19 protein-coding genes are annotated in these 19,419 nt (G+C 66.9%); 15 read left to right on the top strand and 4 right to left on the bottom strand.

The window, feature by feature from the left end:
• The first annotated feature begins 17 nt into the window (after window positions 1-17).
• Together GTH33_RS01885 and GTH33_RS01880 are read left to right on the top strand one after the other, a co-directional pair.
• On the top strand, window positions 18-614 hold the full coding sequence (locus tag GTH33_RS01885) for a hypothetical protein (RefSeq protein WP_243848157.1): 597 nt from the start codon (window positions 18-20) through the stop codon (window positions 612-614).
• Window positions 615-657: 43 nt separating this feature from the next.
• Window positions 658-1,323, top strand: a complete 666-nt coding sequence (locus tag GTH33_RS01880) for a trimeric intracellular cation channel family protein (protein WP_163956845.1) — start codon at window positions 658-660, stop codon at window positions 1,321-1,323.
• On the opposite strand, the gene GTH33_RS01875 is transcribed toward GTH33_RS01880, so the two are convergent.
• Genes GTH33_RS01875 through sppA form a run of 3 tightly spaced genes read right to left on the bottom strand, consistent with a single transcriptional unit; the run spans window position 1,296 to window position 4,345 of the window.
• Entirely contained in the window at window positions 1,296-1,844 is a 549-nt protein-coding gene (locus GTH33_RS01875; RefSeq protein WP_163956844.1) for a hypothetical protein, read from the bottom strand. The two genes, GTH33_RS01880 and GTH33_RS01875, sit on opposite strands and share 28 nt — an antisense overlap.
• A 46-nt stretch (window positions 1,845-1,890) precedes the next feature.
• Window positions 1,891-2,466: a GNAT family N-acetyltransferase gene (locus GTH33_RS01870; protein WP_163956843.1), complete on the bottom strand. Its 576-nt coding sequence runs from the start codon at window positions 2,464-2,466 to the stop codon at window positions 1,891-1,893.
• Window position 2,467: 1 nt separating this feature from the next.
• On the bottom strand, window positions 2,468-4,345 hold the full coding sequence (sppA, locus tag GTH33_RS01865; protein WP_163956842.1) for a signal peptide peptidase SppA: 1,878 nt from the start codon (window positions 4,343-4,345) through the stop codon (window positions 2,468-2,470).
• A 144-nt stretch (window positions 4,346-4,489) separates the two neighbouring features.
• Here sppA and GTH33_RS01860 point away from each other — a divergent pair, with 144 nt between their 5' ends.
• From GTH33_RS01860 to GTH33_RS01820, 9 genes are all read left to right on the top strand, one after another.
• On the top strand, window positions 4,490-5,260 hold the full coding sequence (locus GTH33_RS01860; protein ID WP_163956841.1) for a TonB family protein: 771 nt from the start codon (window positions 4,490-4,492) through the stop codon (window positions 5,258-5,260).
• Between the two features lie 157 nt (window positions 5,261-5,417).
• The gene (gene groES, locus GTH33_RS01855) at window positions 5,418-5,705 is read left to right on the top strand and encodes a co-chaperone GroES (protein ID WP_163956840.1); all 288 of its coding nucleotides are present in this window, start codon (window positions 5,418-5,420) and stop codon (window positions 5,703-5,705) included.
• A 78-nt stretch (window positions 5,706-5,783) separates the two neighbouring features.
• Window positions 5,784-7,427 (top strand): chaperonin GroEL, encoded by a 1,644-nt coding sequence (gene groL, locus GTH33_RS01850; protein ID WP_163956839.1) that lies wholly within the window; start codon window positions 5,784-5,786, stop codon window positions 7,425-7,427.
• A 332-nt stretch (window positions 7,428-7,759) separates the two neighbouring features.
• The gene (locus tag GTH33_RS01845) at window positions 7,760-8,383 is read left to right on the top strand and encodes a DUF2589 domain-containing protein (RefSeq protein WP_163956838.1); all 624 of its coding nucleotides are present in this window, start codon (window positions 7,760-7,762) and stop codon (window positions 8,381-8,383) included.
• 3 nt (window positions 8,384-8,386) lie between these two features.
• On the top strand, window positions 8,387-9,172 hold the full coding sequence (locus tag GTH33_RS01840; RefSeq protein WP_208403905.1) for a DUF2589 domain-containing protein: 786 nt from the start codon (window positions 8,387-8,389) through the stop codon (window positions 9,170-9,172).
• Between the two features lie 16 nt (window positions 9,173-9,188).
• On the top strand, window positions 9,189-9,443 hold the full coding sequence (locus GTH33_RS01835) for a hypothetical protein (RefSeq protein ID WP_163956837.1): 255 nt from the start codon (window positions 9,189-9,191) through the stop codon (window positions 9,441-9,443).
• Window positions 9,440-9,811 carry a hypothetical protein gene (locus tag GTH33_RS01830; protein WP_163956836.1) on the top strand — a complete coding sequence of 124 codons (372 nt, stop codon included), beginning with the start codon at window positions 9,440-9,442 and terminating at the stop codon, window positions 9,809-9,811. The genes GTH33_RS01835 and GTH33_RS01830 overlap by 4 nt, the downstream gene beginning before the upstream one ends.
• Window positions 9,801-10,841, top strand: a complete 1,041-nt coding sequence (locus GTH33_RS17980; protein ID WP_163956835.1) for a zinc metalloprotease — start codon at window positions 9,801-9,803, stop codon at window positions 10,839-10,841. Before GTH33_RS01830 ends, GTH33_RS17980 begins: the two co-directional genes overlap by 11 nt.
• A gap of 54 nt (window positions 10,842-10,895) precedes the next feature.
• Window positions 10,896-11,357, top strand: a complete 462-nt coding sequence (locus GTH33_RS01820) for a DUF3429 domain-containing protein (protein WP_163956834.1) — start codon at window positions 10,896-10,898, stop codon at window positions 11,355-11,357.
• Here GTH33_RS01820 and GTH33_RS01815 read toward each other — a convergent pair.
• A complete protein-coding gene (locus tag GTH33_RS01815; RefSeq protein ID WP_243848199.1) occupies window positions 11,351-12,355 on the bottom strand; it encodes a mannose-1-phosphate guanylyltransferase in 1,005 nt (334 codons plus the stop codon). The genes GTH33_RS01820 and GTH33_RS01815 overlap by 7 nt on opposite strands.
• Window positions 12,356-12,568: 213 nt before the next feature.
• On the opposite strand from GTH33_RS01815, the gene GTH33_RS01810 reads away from it, so the two are divergent.
• Genes GTH33_RS01810 through GTH33_RS01795 form a run of 4 tightly spaced genes read left to right on the top strand, consistent with a single transcriptional unit; the run spans window position 12,569 to window position 19,382 of the window.
• Window positions 12,569-13,957: a TIGR03013 family XrtA/PEP-CTERM system glycosyltransferase gene (locus GTH33_RS01810; protein WP_163956832.1), complete on the top strand. Its 1,389-nt coding sequence runs from the start codon at window positions 12,569-12,571 to the stop codon at window positions 13,955-13,957.
• Between the two features lies 1 nt (window position 13,958).
• Entirely contained in the window at window positions 13,959-16,013 is a 2,055-nt protein-coding gene (gene prsK / locus GTH33_RS01805) for an XrtA/PEP-CTERM system histidine kinase PrsK (protein WP_163956831.1), read from the top strand.
• On the top strand, window positions 16,010-17,395 hold the full coding sequence (gene prsR, locus GTH33_RS01800) for a PEP-CTERM-box response regulator transcription factor (RefSeq protein WP_163956830.1): 1,386 nt from the start codon (window positions 16,010-16,012) through the stop codon (window positions 17,393-17,395). Before prsK ends, prsR begins: the two co-directional genes overlap by 4 nt.
• The gene (locus GTH33_RS01795; RefSeq protein WP_163956829.1) at window positions 17,388-19,382 is read left to right on the top strand and encodes a tetratricopeptide repeat protein; all 1,995 of its coding nucleotides are present in this window, start codon (window positions 17,388-17,390) and stop codon (window positions 19,380-19,382) included. Before prsR ends, GTH33_RS01795 begins: the two co-directional genes overlap by 8 nt.
• The last annotated feature ends 37 nt before the right edge of the window (window positions 19,383-19,419 follow it).

Genomic DNA, 19,419 nt, shown 5'->3' with positions numbered 1-19,419 from the left:
GTCGAACGGGATTGGGGATGGTATCGACCATGGTCGCCGGTTGCGCGGTGCTGTCGGTCGCCGTTCCCGCCGCAGCCCAGTCGGTGCCGAACATGCCGTCGACCGCCGATCCACAGCCGCTTGCCCGCAATCCCCTGATGCAGCGCCTGATTCCCGGAACCATCGTCCAGAACACCGCCCGGCTCGGCGGCAACCTTCGCCTGCGGGTCGCGGTGGGCAACGCGGGTGAGGGGCCGCGCGACCGGCTGCACCAGCGCGTCGCCAGTTCGATGGTCGAATTCTATCCCGTCGGCGACAGCGGCTTCCACCTGTCCGCCGGCACCCGCCTGTACGACACCCGCGCCGGCGAACAGGCGACCAACCGCGGGCTGATGGTCGTCCCCCGCCAGCTGAACGTGCCGGGCGGCAAGATCGGGCTGAAGCGGACGCCGGCGTTGACGATGGGCTATACCGGCATGGCGGAGGACGGCACCACCATCGGCCTGGAAATCGGCGCGATGAAGGGTAGCGCCTATACCGATGCCAACGACATGGCGCGTCGCAACCGCGCCGAACGGGCCGGCGGCAATCCGGTGAACCCCATGGTCAATCTGGTGGTCGGGCGCCGCTTCTGATCGCGCGGTTCATTTTGCGGGGCGGATGTTCTAGGCGCGGCTGATGTTGCCGCCGTTGCCCGCCACTGCATCCCTGCTGCCCGCCTTCGCGCCGTGGTTCGACGTCGCGGGCCTTGGCGTGTTCGCCGCATCGGGCGCGCTGGCGGCGGCGAAGCGCGGCCAGACCGCGGTGACGCTGGCCTTCTTCGCACTCATTACCGGCGTCGGCGGCGGCACGGTGCGCGATCTGCTGATCGGCGCGCCGGTGTTCTGGGTTCACGATCCCCGCGCCGCGACGGTCTGCCTGGCGATGGCGGCGGTGATCTGGGTCACCCCGGAACGCTGGTGGCGCGACGGTGCGCTTGCCTGGTTCGATGCGGTCGGCCTCGCCGCCTATGCGGTCTATGGCGCGGCGAAGGCGATCGGCTATGGTGTGCCGCCGCTGCCCGCGGCGCTGATGGGCGTCGTCACCGCCTGCGTCGGCGGCATTATCCGCGACGTGCTGGCGGGCGAACCGTCGATCCTGATGCGACCGGAATTGTACGTGACCGCGGCGGCGCTGTCCTCCGCCTCCTATGTCGTGCTGGTCGAGGGCGGCACCAAACGCCTGGTCGCCGCGATCATCGCCGCCGCGGCGGGCTTCACGCTCCGCGCCATCGCGATCCGTTTCCACCTCGCGCTACCGGCCTATCGCGCGCGGGATCAGGGGCGCCAGCAGGATGCCAGCTGACGCAGCCCGGTGTCCGCCCAGTTCGCTATCGCCCCATCGTCAACCGATACGGTAATGCTTGCTCGGGAATAGTCGGACTGACCCGCGATCAGGACCCGAAGGGTATACTGGGTGCCGTCGGCCATCGGGGGCGGTGGCGGCGGTGTGACGCCTGGGCGCCATGGCGGAGTGATTACCGACACGCGCAACGTGATTTCGTTCAATGCCGTCAGGACCGGGACGATCGCCGGGCAGCTTTCCTCATCGAGAAGGGTGACGGTCAGATGGCCACGCGAGTTCATGGTCTTGCGTCGCGCGTACCAGAGCCGCGGCGTGGCGTTCCATGACCGCCACACGTCGATGATGTCCCAACCGCCGCATAGCGAATGGTGCGCGACGAGTTGTACGTCGGTGGCGGTTCGCGGTGCAGGAACGCGTTCCTGTTGCGACAGCGTGACGGCGCGATCGACCTGCGCGCAATCGAGCGGCGTTTCCGGTGAAAGCGGCGTCGTTGCCGCGATGAGCGTCAGCAGCAAAGACATGATCGCCCCCCTTCGATCCGCGATCGCATAGCGTTCACCGCCGACCTCACCCCCGCACCACCCCCACATCGGCAAACCGCTGCGGCTCGGCCGGCGGCACCGCCGGTTCGGCCAGCTCGCACTGCCAGTACCCGACGTCGATCCACTGGCCGTGCTTGTACCCGACGCCGCGGAACACGCCCGCGCGGCGGAATCCGACCGATTCGTGCAACGTGATCGAACTGCTGTTGGGCAGCGCGATCCGGCCGATCGCCTGCGCGAAGCCCTGCGCGCGCAGCGTATCCACCAGCGCCTCGTACAGCAGCCGCCCGACCCCCTGTCGTTGCGCGACGTCGGCGACGTAGATGCTCGTCTCGACCACCCAGCGATACGCCTCCCGCTCCGAAAAGCGCGTCGCATAGGCATAGCCGAGCACGCCGCCGGCCGCATCGCCGCCCGTGCCCTCGCGGTACGTCGCCACGATCCACGGGTACAGCCCGCCCGATGCCGCCATCCGCTTGGCGATCGCCCGCGTATCCGGCGCCTCGGTCTCGAACGATACGGTACCGGCCAGGACGTGCGGCGCATAGATCGCCGCGATCGCCGCCGCGTCCTCGGACGTCGCGGGGCGCAGCGCGATCATGCTACAGGCCGACGCGCGCCAGGATCAGGTCCAGCAGCCGCGCATCCGATCCCGCCGTGTCGCTCGGCCCCAGGCCGCCGCATTCCAGGCAGCGCGCCTGCACCGATCCCGCCATCGCCAGGCGCTGCACGTCGCCCAGCGCCTGCGCCAGCAGTCCGCGGCGTTCCGCGGCGATGCGCGCGAACACGTCGCTGCCCGCCGCGTCGTCATCGTCGTCCTTGCCCGCGAAGCCCGCCGCCAGCTGTGCCGCGAACCCCGGTTCCTTCTCCAGATATTCGGCATGCACCTTGGCTGGGTCGAGCTTCGCGCGCTTCGCCGCCTCGACGATGGCGTCCTGCATGCTGCCGAACCGGTCGACCAGCTTCAGCTGCCGCGCGGTGCCGCCGTCCCACACGCGGCCCTGCGCGATCTGGTCGACCCGCTCCGGCGTCATCCCGCGCGACTGCGCGACGCGGGCCAGGAACTGGCGATAGCCGTTCTCGATGCCCGCCTGCAGGATCGTGTCGAGCTGCGGCGTGGTGCCGGCGAACACGTCGGGTTGCCCCGACAGCGGCGTCGCCTTCACGCCGTCGGCGGTGACGCCGATCTTGGCGAGCGTCTTTTCAAAGGTCGGGATGATGCCGAAGATGCCGATCGACCCGGTGATCGTCGCCGGTTCGGCGAAGATCACGTCGCCCGGCGTCGACACCCAATAGCCGCCCGACGCCGCAAGGCCGCCCATCGACACGACGATCGGCAGCCCCTTCTTCTTCGCCTCCAGGATCGCCAGCCGGATGCGCTCGGACGCCAGCACCGATCCGCCCGGCGAATCGACACGCACCACCAGCGCCTTCAGGTTCTTGGTGGCGAGCCCGTTCAGCACCAGCTTGGCGATCGTGTCGCCATGCGCGCTGCCCGGCCCGCCCTCGCCGTCGACGATGTTGCCCGCGATCGTCACCACGCCGATCGCATCGCCCGCTTTCGACAGCGGATGCGCGCCGACCCAGCTGTCATAGCTGATCCGGGTGAAATTGCCCGCCGGCTTGCGCGCGTCGCTGCCGACCAGCGCGGCGACGCGCGTGCCGAAGGCGGTGCGGTCGCCCAGCTTGTCGACGATGCCCGCCGCCAGGTTGGCCTTGGCGATGTCGCCGTTCGCGGCCAGGATCAGCCGGTCGGGCTGGGTGAGGAACGGCCCGACCTGCGCCTTCGGCCGCGCCTTGGCGATCGCCTCCTGCCACTGGCCGAACAGCGATCCCAGCAGCTGCCGGCTCGCCTCGCGCGCCTCGGGGCTCTGGTCGGCGCGGGTGTAGGGCTCGACGAAGCTCTTGAACTTGCCGACGCGATAGACGTGGGTGGTGACGCCCAGCTTGTCGATGAGGCCCTTGTAATACAGCTGGTTGCCACCCGGCCCGGTGAACAGCGTACCACCCAGCGGATTGACCCAGATCTCGCTGGCATTCGCCGCCAGCCGATAGCCGGCATCGGTATAGGCGGTGGCATAGGCCAGCACCGGCTTCTTCGTATCGCGGAAGCGGCGGATCGCCTCCGCGATCTCGTTCAGCGTCGCCGGATAGCCGCCAGCGAAGCTGTCGAGGTCGAGCACCAGCGCCTTCACCCGGTCGTCGGTACGGGCCTCGTCGATCGCGCGCAGCACGTCGCGGGCGCGATACTGGCGCGGCATCGACCGGCCCGACAGGGCTGCGAACGGCGCCTGCTCCTCGGGCTGCTCGACGATCGTGCCCTTGAGGTCGAGCACCAGCGCACCCGTCGGGATCGCCTTCGACCCCGGCCGCGCATTGAGCGCTGCGAACAGCAGACCGAAGAACAGCAGCATCGCGACCAGGACCAGCCCGTCCTTGATCGCCACCAGCAGCTTCCATGCGCCCCGAACCAGCTTCACGCCTTGCTCCTCTTAGTTACGGTGTGCGGTAGAGGAGGCGGGGGTGCCATGCAACGGGCCGTGTTAGGTTTGTAAGACGGAAGGGCTTGCTTGACATCAGCAATGAACTAGGTTCGTTTTTGACGATGTCCGGAGGGGGGGAATGTGGTCCTGGGTTTGATCGCGTTATCGCTTCAGGTCGCATCGCCGACGACTGCCATTCGTACCGAATCCAGGTGGGGCGTTAATTATGACGCCAACCAATGTGTCATCACGCGCTCGTTCGACGTCCAGGCGAAGTCTGCCACGCTCGCCATCGATACCAATCCCGTCACCGGAATGGGAGATTTTGTCTTGCTTCTTCCCGAGGGCATGACGCGGCCTGGCAATAAACCAGTCGTCGTTCACATGTCACCAGGGCAGGAGGCATTCCAAGTGGTTGCGTCGGACCTCGCGAGTGCGTCGGGCCATGCGGCCGTCCGAATTTCGTTTAATCGTGAAGCATGGGACCATCTGCTGTCTGCACAGGCGGTGTCGATCGATGGTATTACGAGCGGTGATCCGATCGTGGTTCCGGTAAAGGGCATCGATAAGGCGGTGGCGGCAGCCAAGCAGTGCGGTGGCGCATTGCTCGCGTCCTGGGGCGCGAACGCTGATGCGATGATTGACGATCCCCTGCCGCTTACGCGGTGGTTCAAGGCAAGCGATTATCCGAACGACGCGCTCCGCCACGACCAACAAGGTGTGGTCAAAGCGTTGGTTGTCATCGACGCCGGTGGCAAGGCGACGGAATGTCGCATCGTCGTCAGTTCGCAGGTTCCCTCTCTCGATAGGGCTACGTGTGCGGTGCTGATGGCGCGCGTACGTTATGACCCCTCCGAGATCACCCTGCGTTACCTGTTCGATCGAACGATCTGGATAATTCCGCGAGATTGACCGGAATGACAATCGACAGTGCGCCACCGTCGGACGACCGCATTTTTACCGGATCGTTCTTGACGTCCTGTGGTCTCCGCCACATATCCCCGGCGTTGGCACTCGCATATTGTGAGTGCCAGAAATCTGTAACACTGGTTGAAAGAGGGACTTCGCAATGACTTTTCGTCCGTTGCATGACCGCGTCCTCGTGAAGCGCGTCGAGGCCGAGGAAAAGACGGCTGGCGGGATCATCATCCCGGACACCGCCAAGGAAAAGCCGCAGGAGGGCGAAGTCGTCGCCGTCGGCACCGGCACTCGCGCCGAGAACGGCACGATCACCCCGCTCGACGTCAAGGCCGGCGACAAGATCCTGTTCGGCAAGTGGTCGGGCACCGAGGTCAAGGTCGATGGCGACGACCTGCTCATCATGAAGGAATCCGACATCCTCGGGATCGTCGGCTGATCCTGCCGTCCGGGGGCGATTTCGACCCGGACGTAGTGTCAACTTCCACAACTTCCACTTTTCGAAAGGGTAGCCACCATGGCAGCCAAGGACGTAAAATTCGGCCGCGACGCGCGTGAGCGCATCCTCCGCGGCGTCGACATCCTCGCCGATGCGGTCAAGGTCACGCTGGGGCCGAAGGGCCGCAACGTCGTGATCGACAAGAGCTTCGGCGCACCTCGCATCACCAAGGACGGCGTCACCGTTGCCAAGGAGATCGAGCTGAAGGACAAGTTCGAGAACATGGGCGCGCAGATGGTGCGCGAAGTGGCCTCGAAGACCAACGACATCGCCGGCGACGGCACGACCACCGCGACCGTCCTCGCCCAGGCGATCGTCCGCGAGGGCATGAAGTCGGTCGCGGCCGGCATGAACCCGATGGACCTGAAGCGCGGCATCGACATCGCCGTCACCAAGGTCGTCGAGGACATCAAGGCGCGCTCGAAGCCCGTCTCGGGTTCGGCGGAAGTCGCTCAGGTCGGCATCATCTCGGCCAACGGCGACCGTGAAGTCGGCGAGAAGATTGCGGAAGCGATGGAGAAGGTCGGCAAGGAAGGCGTGATCACCGTCGAGGAAGCGAAGGGTCTCGATTTCGAGCTCGACGTCGTCGAGGGCATGCAGTTCGACCGTGGCTATCTGTCGCCGTACTTCATCACCAACCCGGAGAAGATGACGGTCGAGCTCGCCGATCCGTACATCCTGATCCACGAGAAGAAGCTGTCGAACCTGCAGGCGATGCTCCCGATCCTGGAAGCCGTCGTCCAGTCGGGCCGTCCGCTCCTGATTATCGCCGAGGACATCGAGGGCGAGGCTCTGGCCACGCTCGTCGTCAACAAGCTGCGCGGCGGCCTGAAGGTCGCAGCGGTCAAGGCACCGGGCTTCGGCGATCGTCGCAAGGCGATGCTGGAAGACATCGCGATCCTGACCAAGGGCGAGATGATCTCGGAAGACCTCGGCATCAAGCTCGAGAACGTCACCGTCGGCATGCTCGGCACTGCCAAGCGCGTCACGATCGACAAGGACAACACCACCATCATCGACGGTGCGGGTGAAGCCGATTCGATCAAGGGCCGCACCGAGGCGATCCGTGCGCAGATCGAGAACACCACCAGCGACTACGACCGCGAGAAGCTCCAGGAGCGTCTCGCCAAGCTCGCCGGCGGCGTTGCCGTGATCAAGGTCGGTGGTTCGACCGAGGTCGAGGTGAAGGAGCGCAAGGATCGCGTCGACGACGCGCTGCACGCGACCCGCGCAGCCGTTGAAGAGGGCATCGTCCCCGGTGGCGGTACCGCGCTGCTGTACGCGACCAAGGCTCTCGAGGGCGTCACCGGCGTCAACGACGACCAGACCCGCGGCGTGGACATCGTCCGCAAGTCGCTGACCGCACTGGTCCGCCAGATCGCGCAGAACGCCGGTCATGACGGCGCCGTCGTGTCGGGCAAGCTGCTCGACCAGTCGGACACCTCGTTCGGCTTCAACGCGTCGACCGACACGTACGAGAACCTGGTGACCGCCGGCGTGATCGACCCGACCAAGGTCGTCCGCACCGCGCTGCAGAACGCCGCTTCGGTGGCCGGCCTGCTGATCACCACGGAAGCGACCGTGTCCGAACTGCCCGAGGACAAGGCTCCGGCCATGCCCGGCGGCGGCGGCATGGGCGGCATGGGCGGCATGGACTTCTGATGTTGGACCGGGGCAGGGGAACCAGCCCCGGACACAAGATCGGAAGCGGCCAGCGTGCTGGCGGCCGCGCCGCCAGACACGTCTGACGTCCAGACAGCGGCTCCGCCGCTGTCCGTCACCGAAAAACGCAAGGCCGGGGGAGCGATCCTCCGGCCTTCGTCGTATCCGAGGGCGCGCGCGCCACACCCATCGGCGGCATCCCCCATCTCGCAAGCCCGTGCTGACGCCGGAGCGGACATATCGACCGCTGTAACCGACCGTTTTGGTTGTATCTCGATTAACCCTGTCCGCCGCGTTCGGTCATGGTCCCGTCAATCACGGGAGCGGGCGGAATGACGGGAAAGATCGGCCTTCACGACCTCGTCGGCTCCGTCGCCTCGGCGATCGTCGAGGCGCAGGGGATGGTCGAAAACGCCTTCCTCGCCCTGGTGCGTCGCCGCTTCGACAAGGACGGCCGCCCCTATGGCCTCCACATCCGCATGCCCCGCGCCCCGGGCGCCGTTCCCGACCACGAAGACATGAGCGTGCCGCTGCTGTCGCTGGTCGAAAGCCGGCTGCTGGCGATCGAATCGATGCGCATCGACCTCGATGTCGAACTGGGCGGTCTGGAGGATCTGCACGCACCCGCCGATCCGCTGACCGTCCGCGACGGCGGCGCGCCGATCGACGTTCCCGCCATTCCCTCGCTGGATCGCCCGCTGCCGCAGGCGGCGAATGCGCCGGCCGCGGCATCGGCGCCGGTCGGCAGCGGCGATCCGAAGCGCTCGCTCAGCGTCGGCGTCGGCAATCGTACCGACCCCGCCGGCCCGACCGCCCGCCTGTCGATCCGCGTCCGGTCGGCGCCGCCGAGCGAGGCGTTGCTGCGGCTGCTGACCCAACTGAACAAGCTGACCACGCCCGGTATCTCGCCGGACGCAATCCCGTCCGACCGATCCAGCCCCAGACAAGGAGATTGAACGATGCCTATCAACATGGGTGACCAGTTCCGCGGCCTGCCGATGGGCGACCTGATCGGCGGCCCATTGATGGCGGCGTGCGACGCGCAGGTCCGTCTCGCCAATGCGACCGCGCAGTTCATCCAGCACGTCGGCTTCGTGCCGCGGGACAAACCGTCGGACACGAATGATACGATCGTCTTCAGTCCCGATACGTTCGACACCCGCAATGTCGCGTTCAAGTTCAACCGGCCAAAGGCGGGCGGGATTGCCGATACCAACGGCAACCTGCCGCATGAGACGGTGGAACTCGACGTGCCGCTGCTCGCCATCGTCAAGATCCCGTCGCTGGGCATCGAGACGGTCGACATCACCTTCGACATGGAGGTGAAGAACAGCGAACGATCGAGCGAAACCGAAGACAAGAAGGGGTCGTTCGCGGCGGACGCCAGCGTCGGCTGGGGGCCGTTCAGCCTCAAGGTTCATGTCGAGGGATCGGTCGCTACGCATAAAGAAAACACGCGTCAAACCGATCAGTCGGCGAAATATCACGTCCAGGTCCGGGCGGTGGATACCGGCATGCCCGAGGGGCTGGCGCGCGTGCTGGACATGATGAACACCGCCATCGCGCCCAAGACGATCACCGACGCCAAGACCGCGCCGGCCGCCCAGGCCGCGCCGCGCGCTGCCGCGACGATTTCCGGCGATCCGGCGCGCAGCGCTGCGCCGACCGCGGCATCCGCCCCGCTGCAGGCGGCCGGCACGGTCGATCTCCACGACGGCAGCCACTACGTCCTCAGCAAGGCCTGACGGGCAGCGCCAGGCCGTGAAGCTGTCCGACATCACCTTCGTCAAGCGGATCGCCGTCGGTGGCGCCGACGGACGGGTGACGACGCAGGACGTGCAGGAAACGATGGCGATGCTCAATCGCTGCCTGCACGAACTGCCGCGTGGCAAGGTGATCGCAGTCGAACAGACGCCCTGCATCCACATGGATGCGAATGGCAGCCACGTCTTCCAGCTCGTCTCCTATCATGTCGGTTTCGCCCGCAAGCCGGCATGGCTGGACGACGACGAATGATCAGCCTGGGCGAAATCGCCGGCGGGATGATCGCCGCAGCGACCGCGCCGCCTGCCGCGTCCGGTCGCCTCATCCGGTTGCGCCTGGCCATTCCCATGCTGGCGCGACAGGTGCCGGAGGGCGACGCGCTATGGGCTACCATACTGCGGCCGCCGCGGGGCGCGGCGGTCGAATCGCGGTCGCTCCTGTCGGGCTGGTTCGCTCGGCGGCGGCGGCGAATTCGTCGCCGTGCGGGCTGGGCGGCGACGACGATCGAGCTGTACTGGACCAGCGCCGGCATCGTCGCCTGCGTCGATGGTCGCCGCATCGCCCGGTTCGCCGCGGCTACCGATCCCTCGAAGACGCAGGACATCTATCATGACCGATAAGATTGACGTGCCGCCGATCGCCTGCACGCCGAAACGGCTGGACCGCCACCTCTCGATCAGGGCGGGGGAGAATGCCTCGGCGATCAACCCTACCAACCACCCCTTGGTGTCACCGCTGGTCACCACGCCGGACGGCACCCCCCTCACCAGCAGTCAGATCGCCATCCTCACCTCGAAATACTGGGGTGCGCGCGGGGTCTCGCTGTCGGTGGGCTTCCTCGACAATGACGATCCCGACTTCCACGCCAAGGTGCTGCGACACATGAACGCCTGGGCGAACGACCCGCGTTCCGGCGCGACGCCGGCCAACATCGTCTTCTACCCGACGGACAAGGCAGCGGCGAACGCGCAGGTGCGGATCGCCACCGCGCCGGGCGGTGGCCATTGGTCGTATATCGGCACCGACGTGCTGCTGATCCCGGCAGGCCAGCCGACCATGAACCTCGACGGTTTTTCAGCTGCGACGAGCGAGGAGGAATTGTGCCGGGTCGTCCGCCACGAAACCGGTCATACGCTGGGTTGTCCGCACGAACATATGCGCGGCGAGCTGATCGCGTTGCTCGATGAGAAAGAGGTGTTTCGCTATTATCTGGAAACGGAGGGCTGGTCCGAAGCGCAGACCCGCGCCCAGCTGCTGACACCGCTCGAGGAGCGATCGCTGATGGGGACGCCCAGGCCCGATGCGCTGTCGATCATGTGCTACCAGATTCCCGGCAGCCTGACGACGAACGGCAAGCCCATCCTCGGCGGCTTGGACATCGATCGCAGCGACTATGATTTCATCGAGCGGATGTATCCAAGGCCGATCGCGGGTGCGGCCACCGCCGCCGCACCGGTGGCGGCATTGGCGAGCGCAGCCGCTCCGCAGACTGCCGCCGCTCCGGTCAAGGCGGGCGCTGCACCGCACGACCGCAAGGCGGTACATCCTGCGGATTGTATCGTCGTCACGCTGCCGGACGGCGTCGTCGTCTCGATCCCGCCGGAAGCGCCGGCCGCACAGGTCAGGCAGGTCTTGCGCGCTATGGACTGACGCGACGATCGGTCGCCGCCTGCAACCGGCCGCCGCTCTGCCCGTTTCCCTGCGATGAACCACGATGCGACCCGCCCCGACGTTCCCGCCGACGGGATGATCCTTGGCTACGGCCCGATGCTGCCGCTGGTCGCGGCCGGTGCGGGCGCGTGGCTGCTGCCGCAGCCTTGGCCGTTCTGGGCGGTACAGCTCGGCATCATTTGGGGCGCGCTGATCCTTGCCTTTCTGGCGGGCGTGCGGCGCGGTTTCGGATTCGGTTATCCGCGCGCGTCCAAGCCGGTCGAGATCGCCACATGCATCACCTATTTCACCCTCGCCGGGCTGGCGCTGGTGATCGGACGCCCTTCGATGGCGTTATTGCCGCTGGTGATCGGCTATGTACTGGCCGCCCTGCTCGATCGCCGGGCGGCGCTGGCCGGCAATGCGCCGGCCTATTTCGCGACGCTGCGACCCCGCCAGCTGCTGATCGGCGCGGCCGGGCTGGCGGGCCTGTGGGCTTGGACGATCAGTTACTGATCGCTCCCTTTTCCTCCGCTCTTCATCGCCTCGATCAACTGCTTGATCTCCTGACTGCGCCCGCGCGGCAGGATCAATACGTCATTGCCGCTCGCCACCACGATCAGGTCGCTGATGCCGACCGCTGCGATGCGGATACCATCGGACCGGATCAGGCAACCGCGCGTGTCGATCGCCAGCACCTCGCCGCGGTGGGCATTGCCGTCACTGTCTAGGTCGCTGATCGCGTGCAACGCGTCCCAGCTGCCGACGTCGTTCCAGCCCATGTCGACGGGCACCACTGCGACCCGCTCGGCGCGCTCCATCACTGCATAGTCGATCGAATCGGACGGCGATGCGGCAAAGGCGTCCGCATCGGGATGGATGCGCGTTCCCTCGCGCCGGGCCAGTCGCATCGCGTCCTGCGTCGCGGTCAGCATCGCCGGCGCATGCGCCGCCAGTTCGCCAAGAAAGATGTCGGCGCGGAACAGGAAGATGCCGCCGTTCCAGGCGTGGTCGCCCGCCGCCAACATCTCTTCGGCGCGCGCGCGGATCGGCTTCTCGACGAACCGCGCGACGCGGTGGACGCCGTCCACCAGCGGCTCGCCGATCTTGATCCAGCCATAGCCGGTCTCGGGCGCGTCCGGCGCGATGCCGAAGGTCACCAGCCAGCCATCGGCAACCAGCGGCATCGCCGCGTCGATCGCGGCATGGAAGGCCGCGACATTGGCGATGACGTGATCCGACGGCATGACCAGCAACGCGTCTTCGGTACCGGCCGCCAATGCGGCCAGCGCGATCGCCGGCGCGGTGTTGCGCGCGACCGGCTCCAGGATCACCGCCTGGGGAGCGGCACCGATCGCGGCAAGCTGTTCGTCGATGTGATCGGCGTGCCGCGCATTGGCGACGACGATCGGCGCGGCGAATGCCTCGCCATGCGTGCGGCTGGCGGTCAGCTGCAGCATGGTCTCCTCGGCGGTCAGCGCCAGCAGCTGCTTTGGCATCTCCGGCCGGGACATCGGCCACAGCCGGGTGCCGGATCCTCCGGAAAGGATCACAGGGACGATCGTCATAAGTGTAGCTCAACTCCTTGGACACACGCTCCTAGCGCGACGGGTGACGAAAGCGAAGCGATCACGATGTCATAGCATTCAAGCTTTCTTTGCTTTTTTCTGCCACTGGCGGTGCAGCCTGTCGGAAAAGCTTACAGGCCGTCGCTGGAGAACGCGGGCATGATCCGCCTGTTCAAGCATTACGTTCCTTATGCCGTGCTGCTGCTCGGCATAGTCGACGCGATGCTGTTGATGACCGCCGCAGAGTTCGGCTGGGTCATTCGCGCGCGGCAGATCGGCATGACGATCGAACCGACCGCCACGCGCATACCGCAATTGCTGGCTTTCGCCGTCGCGTTGCAGATCGCGCTGATCGCCGTCGGCGCATACAGCGTCGCCTCGTTCCTTTCGTTGCGTTTCGCAGCGGCGCGCCTTGCCGTGGCAATTCTGCTCGGCGTGTCGTTCCTGTCGATCCTCTTCTTCCTCGTACCGCCATTGGCGTTGTGGCGATCCAACCTTGCCTATGCGACCCTGATCGCGGCAGTCATGCTGGTCGTGGTCCGTGCATTGCTTGGTCGCACCCTCGGCGGCGATACGTTCAAGCGGCGGATCATCGTACTCGGTGCGGGACAGCGCGCTGCCCGCATCGGCGCGTTGGCTGCGCTACCCGGTGCCAACGTCGTCATCGCCGGCTTTGTCGACATGGGCGAGCCGAACCGCGTCGTCGATGGTGCGGTGCCGCGCGGCACGATCGCCAACCTTGCCGGTCATGTTGTCGATCACGGCGCCAGCGAAGTGGTGCTTGCGTTGGAGGAACGGCGCAACGCCTTGCCGTTGAAGGACCTGTTGCGGGTCAAGACGACCGGCGTCATGGTGAGTGAGATTTCGAGCTTCCTCGAACGCGAGACGGGGCGGATCGATCTCAATTCGGTCAATCCGTCGTGGCTGATCTTTTCGGACGGCTTTGCCTCTGGGCGGATGCTGTCGAGCGTTTTCAAGCGGGCATTCGACATTGGTGCCAGCCTGTTGCTGTTGCTGCTGACACTTCCGATCATTCTGATCACCGCGCTCGCCATCAAGCTCGAATCAACCGGGCCGGCCTTCTATCGTCAGCGCCGCGTCGGCCTCTACAATCAGGGGTTCGAGATCGTGAAGCTGCGCTCGATGCGCCAGGATGCCGAGGTGGCCGGCAAGGCGGTATGGGCGGACAAGGACGATCCGCGCGTCACGCGTATCGGTCGCGTCATCCGCAAGGTCCGTATCGATGAACTGCCGCAGACATGGGCGGTGCTGAAGGGGGAGATGAGCTTCGTCGGCCCGCGTCCGGAACGCCCGCAGTTTGTCGAACAGCTGGAACGGCAGCTGCCATATTATGCCGAACGACACATGGTGAAGCCGGGCATCACCGGCTGGGCGCAGATCAACTACCCCTATGGCGCCTCGATCGAGGATGCGCGTCACAAGCTGGAATACGACCTTTATTACGCCAAGAATTACTCGCCGTTTCTGGACTTGCTGATCCTGCTCCAGACGTTGCGCGTGGTGCTCTGGCCGTCGGGCGCGCGTTGAGGTGACGGCAGCGCTCATCCTGTGGGGGCATGCGCTCGCCGCGCTGGCGTTCGGTGGCCTGGCGATCGCCTGGCTGCGCCAGCCCTATGCAGCGTCTGCGCAGCCCTGGCCGCGCGTGACGCTCGTCGTCGCCTACACCGTTACCGCACTCTGGGCGCTCGCCGTGGCCGGGATCGGCGCCAGCGACGTCGTGGTCAGGCTGGCAGAATCGCTGCGCAACCTCGCTTGGCTCGCCGTGCTGGCGGTCATGGTGCGAACCGCGCGGACCGGCACCGTTGCGGTGTTTGCGGTGTATGCGGCAGCAGCGGCGATCACCGTCATGGCTGGCATGCTTGCGGTCATCGAGACGATGCCGCTGGATACAGATGTGCAGATGGCGCTTGCCGGCACGCGGTTGATCGCGCGGATGCTGGTCGCGGTCGTCGGTCTGGTGCTGGTACACCAGATCGGCTCCGGCGCAGGCTTCGGCCGGAGCCGTTCGTCAGGTCCGCTGCTCGCGGCGATAGCAGGCATTTGGGGTATCGACCTGCTCGTCACCACGCTCGGCTACGGGCTCGGCACCCTGCCGCCGAGTGCATTGGCACTCCGTGGTTTTGTGATGACGGGGGTGGCGTGCGTCCTGGCGGTCGGTATGCGGCGGGGCGATCGCGGTCTGGCCATGTCGCATGGTATCGCGCTGCGCCTGGTCTCGATCGCCGGGATCATGCTGTATGCTGGCGTTACGATCCTGCTGACGGAGATAGCCGAGCGCTACGCCGGCGATACCGTTCGCGTGGTCCAGACGGCCATCGTGCTCGGCGCCACGACCGCGCTGGCGACGCTGCTCTCGACGCCATGGCTGCGCGCCTGGGCGAAGGTGAAGCTGGCCAAGCATTTCTTTCGCCATCGCTACGATTACCGTACCGAATGGCAGCGTTTTACCGCCACGCTCGGCACCCCCGTCGCGCCCGTTGGCGAAGCGGCGGACCCGCTCGAACGTCGCATCGTACGCGCCATTGCCGACCTGATCGACGCGCCCGCCGGTCTGCTGCTGGTTCCCGACGGCAACGGGCTGGGCCCCGCGGCGGCATGGCATTGGGCGGACGCCGGATCGGCCGACGCTGCATTGCGCGATCATCTCGGCGAAAGCGCCCGCATCGTCGAACTGGATCAGGTTCGCCGCGGTGACGCGCCTGAAGGGGAGGCCGCGGCGATCCCCGGCTGGATGCTCGACCATCCCGATGCCTGGGCGTTGGTGCCGCTGATCCACGGCACCAGCCTCATCGGCGTGATTCTGCTCGGGCGGCCGCCGCTCGATCGCGCGCTAGACTGGGAGGACCTCGACTTGCTGCGTGTCGCCGGGCGTCAGGCGGCAAGCCATCTGGCAGAGGATCGTGCTCATGCCGCGCTCGCCGACGCCGCCCGCTTCGACGAATTCAACCGCCGGTTCGCCTTCATCATGCACGATATCAAAAATCTGGTGAGCGGCGTCAGCCTCGTCGCACGCAATGCTGAACGGCACGCCGACAATCCCGACTTCCGCGCCGACATGATCGCCACGCTCAAGGATTCCGCCGCCCGCATGAACGCGCTGCTTGCCCGCCTGTCGCAGCATCACCGTGCCACTCCGGAGCCATCGCAGCCGGTCGACGTCGCCGCACTTGCGCTGCGCTTGGCGACGGAGCGGCGGGCACAGCATCCGGTAACGATCGCTGGGGCAGGCCTTGCGTTCGCACAGCCCGGCCGGCTGGAGCAATTGCTCGGCCATCTGCTGCAGAACGCGATCGAGGCGAGCGCGCCCGGCGTGGCGATCGGCATCGTCGTGGGGCCGAATGCGGGTCGCATCCATGTTGACGTGATCGACCACGGGTGCGGGATGAGTGCCGTGTTCATCCGCGACCAACTATTTCGCCCTTTCGCCTCGTCCAAGCCGGCGGGCTTCGGCATCGGTGCGTATGAGGCACGCGAACTCGCCGCTGGCATGGGCGGCGTGCTTGAGGTGACGAGCCGCGAAGGGGAGGGAACGCGCTTTCGCCTGATCCTGCCCGCAGCGCATGCGATGGAGCAGGCGGCATGAGCGACAAACCCGCCGACGACCGGCCCGTCCTGTTGATCGTCGAGGACGATCTCGCGCTTCAGCGTCAGTTGCGCTGGGCCTATGAAGGCTATGAGATCGTCGGTGCCGCCACCCGTGCCGAGGCGATCGAGGCACTGCGCCTCCACGAACCCGCCGTGGTGACGCTTGATTTGGGACTACCACCCGATCCCGACGGCACCAGCGAAGGATTCGCGACGCTGGCCGAAATCCTTGCGTTGAAGCCGGATACCAAGGTGATCGTTGCATCTGGTCATGGTGCCCGCGACAGCGCGCTGACCGCGATCGGGCTCGGCGCATGGGACTTCTATGCCAAGCCGATCGACATCGACGCGTTGGGCCTGATCGTCGCGCGCGCGTTCCACGTCCATCGGCTGGAGGCGGAAAATCGCCGGCTCGCTGCCCGCACCGCCGTCGGCGAAGGCTTCGGCGGCCTTTTGTATGGTTCGGACGAAATGGCCAAGGTGATCCGCACGATCGAACGGGTCGCGCCAGCCGACGTATCGGTCATGCTGCTGGGCGCAAGCGGAACAGGCAAGGAATTGCTCGCCCGCGGCGTGCACGATACCTCGCCGCGACGTCGTGGCGCGTTCGTCGCGATCAACTGTGCCGCGATTCCCGACACGCTGCTGGAAAGCGAATTGTTCGGGCATGAAAGGGGCGCCTTCACCGGCGCGGTCAAGACGACGCACGGCAAGATCGAGCAGGCGACGGGTGGCACGTTGTTCCTCGACGAGATCGGCGACGTGCCGCTGCCGTTGCAGGTCAAGCTGCTGCGGTTCCTGCAGGAACGTGTGATCGAGCGGATCGGCGGACGAAAGGCGATCCCGGTCGACACCCGCATCGTCTGCGCCACCCACCAGAATCTGGAGGCGATGGTCGGCGACGGACGCTTCCGCGAGGATCTGTACTACCGGCTCGCCGAGATCGTCGTCCGCATTCCCGGCCTTGCCGAGCGGCCCGGCGACGCCGGCCTGCTCGCCCGCGCCTTCGTCCGTCGTCATGCCGCGGCGATGAAGTTGCCCGTCACCGGCCTTACGCCCGATGCGCTGGCCGCGATCGATTCCTGGGGCTGGCCCGGCAACGTTCGCGAATTGGAAAACCGCATCAAGCGGGCGGTCATCATGGCCGACGGCAAACTCGTCACTGCCGCCGACCTCGATCTTCCAGGTGGGGCGGGGGGCGGGGATGGTGCCGACCCGCTGCCACTCAATCTGCGGACCGCACGCGAGATCGCAGACCGCAAGGCGATCCGCCAGGCGCTGGTTCGGGCGGAGGGCAACATCTCCGGTGCATCGCGGCTGCTGGGCGTCAGTCGGCCCACGTTGTACGACCTGCTGAAAAGCTACAATCTGCATGGCTGACGCACGCTATCCGATGATCCGCGGCAGGCGCCGGCGCCGGCCGTTCCTGTCGCTGCCGCGGCCAAGGCGTCGATTTGTGATGGCGACCAGCGCGCTGTTCGCACTCGTCGTCGTGGCGACGTTCATCCTGTTGCGACCGGCGACGCCGGTCGCGCCAGAAAAGGCACTGGCGAATGCGCGCACCGCTTATGGCCTTGGCAATTACAGCGCCGCCCGCAATCACGCGCTGACCGCTCTGGCTGGGGCGCCGACTTCGCAACCGGCGATGCTGCTGCTCGCGCGTAGCTATGTCCAGCTCGGCGATGGGATGGCGGCAGAGGGTGCGCTCAGCCGCGCGCGAACCTTGCGCATCCCTGCCGAGACGCTGGCCGGTCTCGGGGCACAGGCCCGCTTGCTGCAAGGCGATTTGCAAGGCACGCTCGACGCCGCGTCGGCGGCCCCGACCGATGATGGCGATGCGATCCGTGCCTCGGCGCGCGCGACGGCGGCGCAGGGCGATGGTGCCGCCGCAACGCAGGCGTTGGAAGGCTGGCTCGCGATGCATCCGCGCGATGCTGCCGGCTGGACCGACCTCGGCCGCATCCGGCTGAACGCGGGAGACATTGCTGCTGCGACCGCGGCCGCCGCGCAGGCCGCGCGGCTGGCGCCCGGCGATCCGATCCCGCTGACGTTGCAGGCCGAGATCGTGCGCTCCCGCTACGGCCTGACCGCGGCGCTGCCCTGGTTCGAGGCGGCGTTGCAGCGCGACGCCTATTATCATCCGGCGCTTATCGAATATGCCGCCACGCTGGGCGATGCCGGCCGTTATACCGAAATGCTTGCGGCGACGCGCCGGGCGCAAGCGGCACGGCCCGGCAGTCCGCAAGCGTTTTACCTGCAGGCGGTGCTGGCAGCCCGTGCGGGACGCGGCGAACTCGCTCGAGACCTGCTCCAGCGGGCGGGGCCCGGGATCGCCACGCTGCCCGGCGTCGCGCTCCTCGGTGGCGGCCTTGATTATGCGGGTGGGCAATACGAGCGGGCAATCGACACCTGGCGGCAACTGGCCGACGACCAGCCGATGAACGTCGGGCTCCGTCGCCTTTTGGGCGCGGCGATGCTGCGGTCGGGCGATGCGCAGGGCGCGCTCGATCAACTGCGACCGATCGCCGCCCGCGACGACGCGGACGCCTATACGCTCATTTTGGTTGCCCGCGCGTTCGAGGCTCTGGGCGATCGTATCGCCGCGGCGACGTTTCTCGACAGGGCGGCGGCCGGCGCGCATGGCGCTGCCGCTGCCTTTGCCAGCGACGACAGTATCGGCGCGGCTGTCGCCGAGGCGCAGGATACGCCGGACGACCCCAATTATTTGCTGGGGGTGATTCGAGCCCAGGCGACCGGCGGCGATCTGATCGGGGCGACCGCCCGTGCCCGCGCATTGGTGGCTGCCGCCCCCGGTGCGCCCGCTGCACAACTGGCGCTTGGCGATGTGCTGGCGATCGCAGGTCGCTTTGCGGATGCGGCCCCTGCTTATACAAAGGCCGCCGACCTGACCTTCGACGAGCCGACGATGCTGCGGTTGGTCGATGCGTGGAGCCGTGCGAACCGGCCGAGCGAGGCGGCCGCCGCTCTGTCGCTGTACCTCCAGCAAAATCCGCAAAGCCTGTCGGGGCAGCGGATCCGCGGTCACTGGCAGCTGTTGAGCGGTGACGCCGACGCCGCGATCGAGACGCTGGAAAGCGTCCGTCGCATCGCCGGCAATCGCGATGCCATGCTCCTCGCCGACCTTGCATCGGCCTATGCCGCGGGCGGCGACAGCGCGATCGCGCGCCGCTACGGCCGCGCCGCCTATCGTCTGACACCGATGAACGCCGACATCTGCGATGCATATGCGGTTGCGCTGGCTGCCGACGGCGACTTGGCCGGCGCGAGGCAGTTGATCGCGAAGGCTGCGGCGCTGGCGCCGCGCGATCCTATCATCGCCGCTCACGCGCGGAGGATCGGCCGCTGACGGCTTGCGTCGTCCGGTCGGGCCAGTCATGAGCCGT

The sequence above is a fragment of the Sphingomonas insulae genome, from assembly GCF_010450875.1.
Lineage (GTDB): Bacteria > Pseudomonadota > Alphaproteobacteria > Sphingomonadales > Sphingomonadaceae > Sphingomonas > Sphingomonas insulae.
The sequence above is the reverse complement of the archived record's forward strand: the minus strand, read 5'-3'. Positions and strand labels throughout refer to the sequence as shown.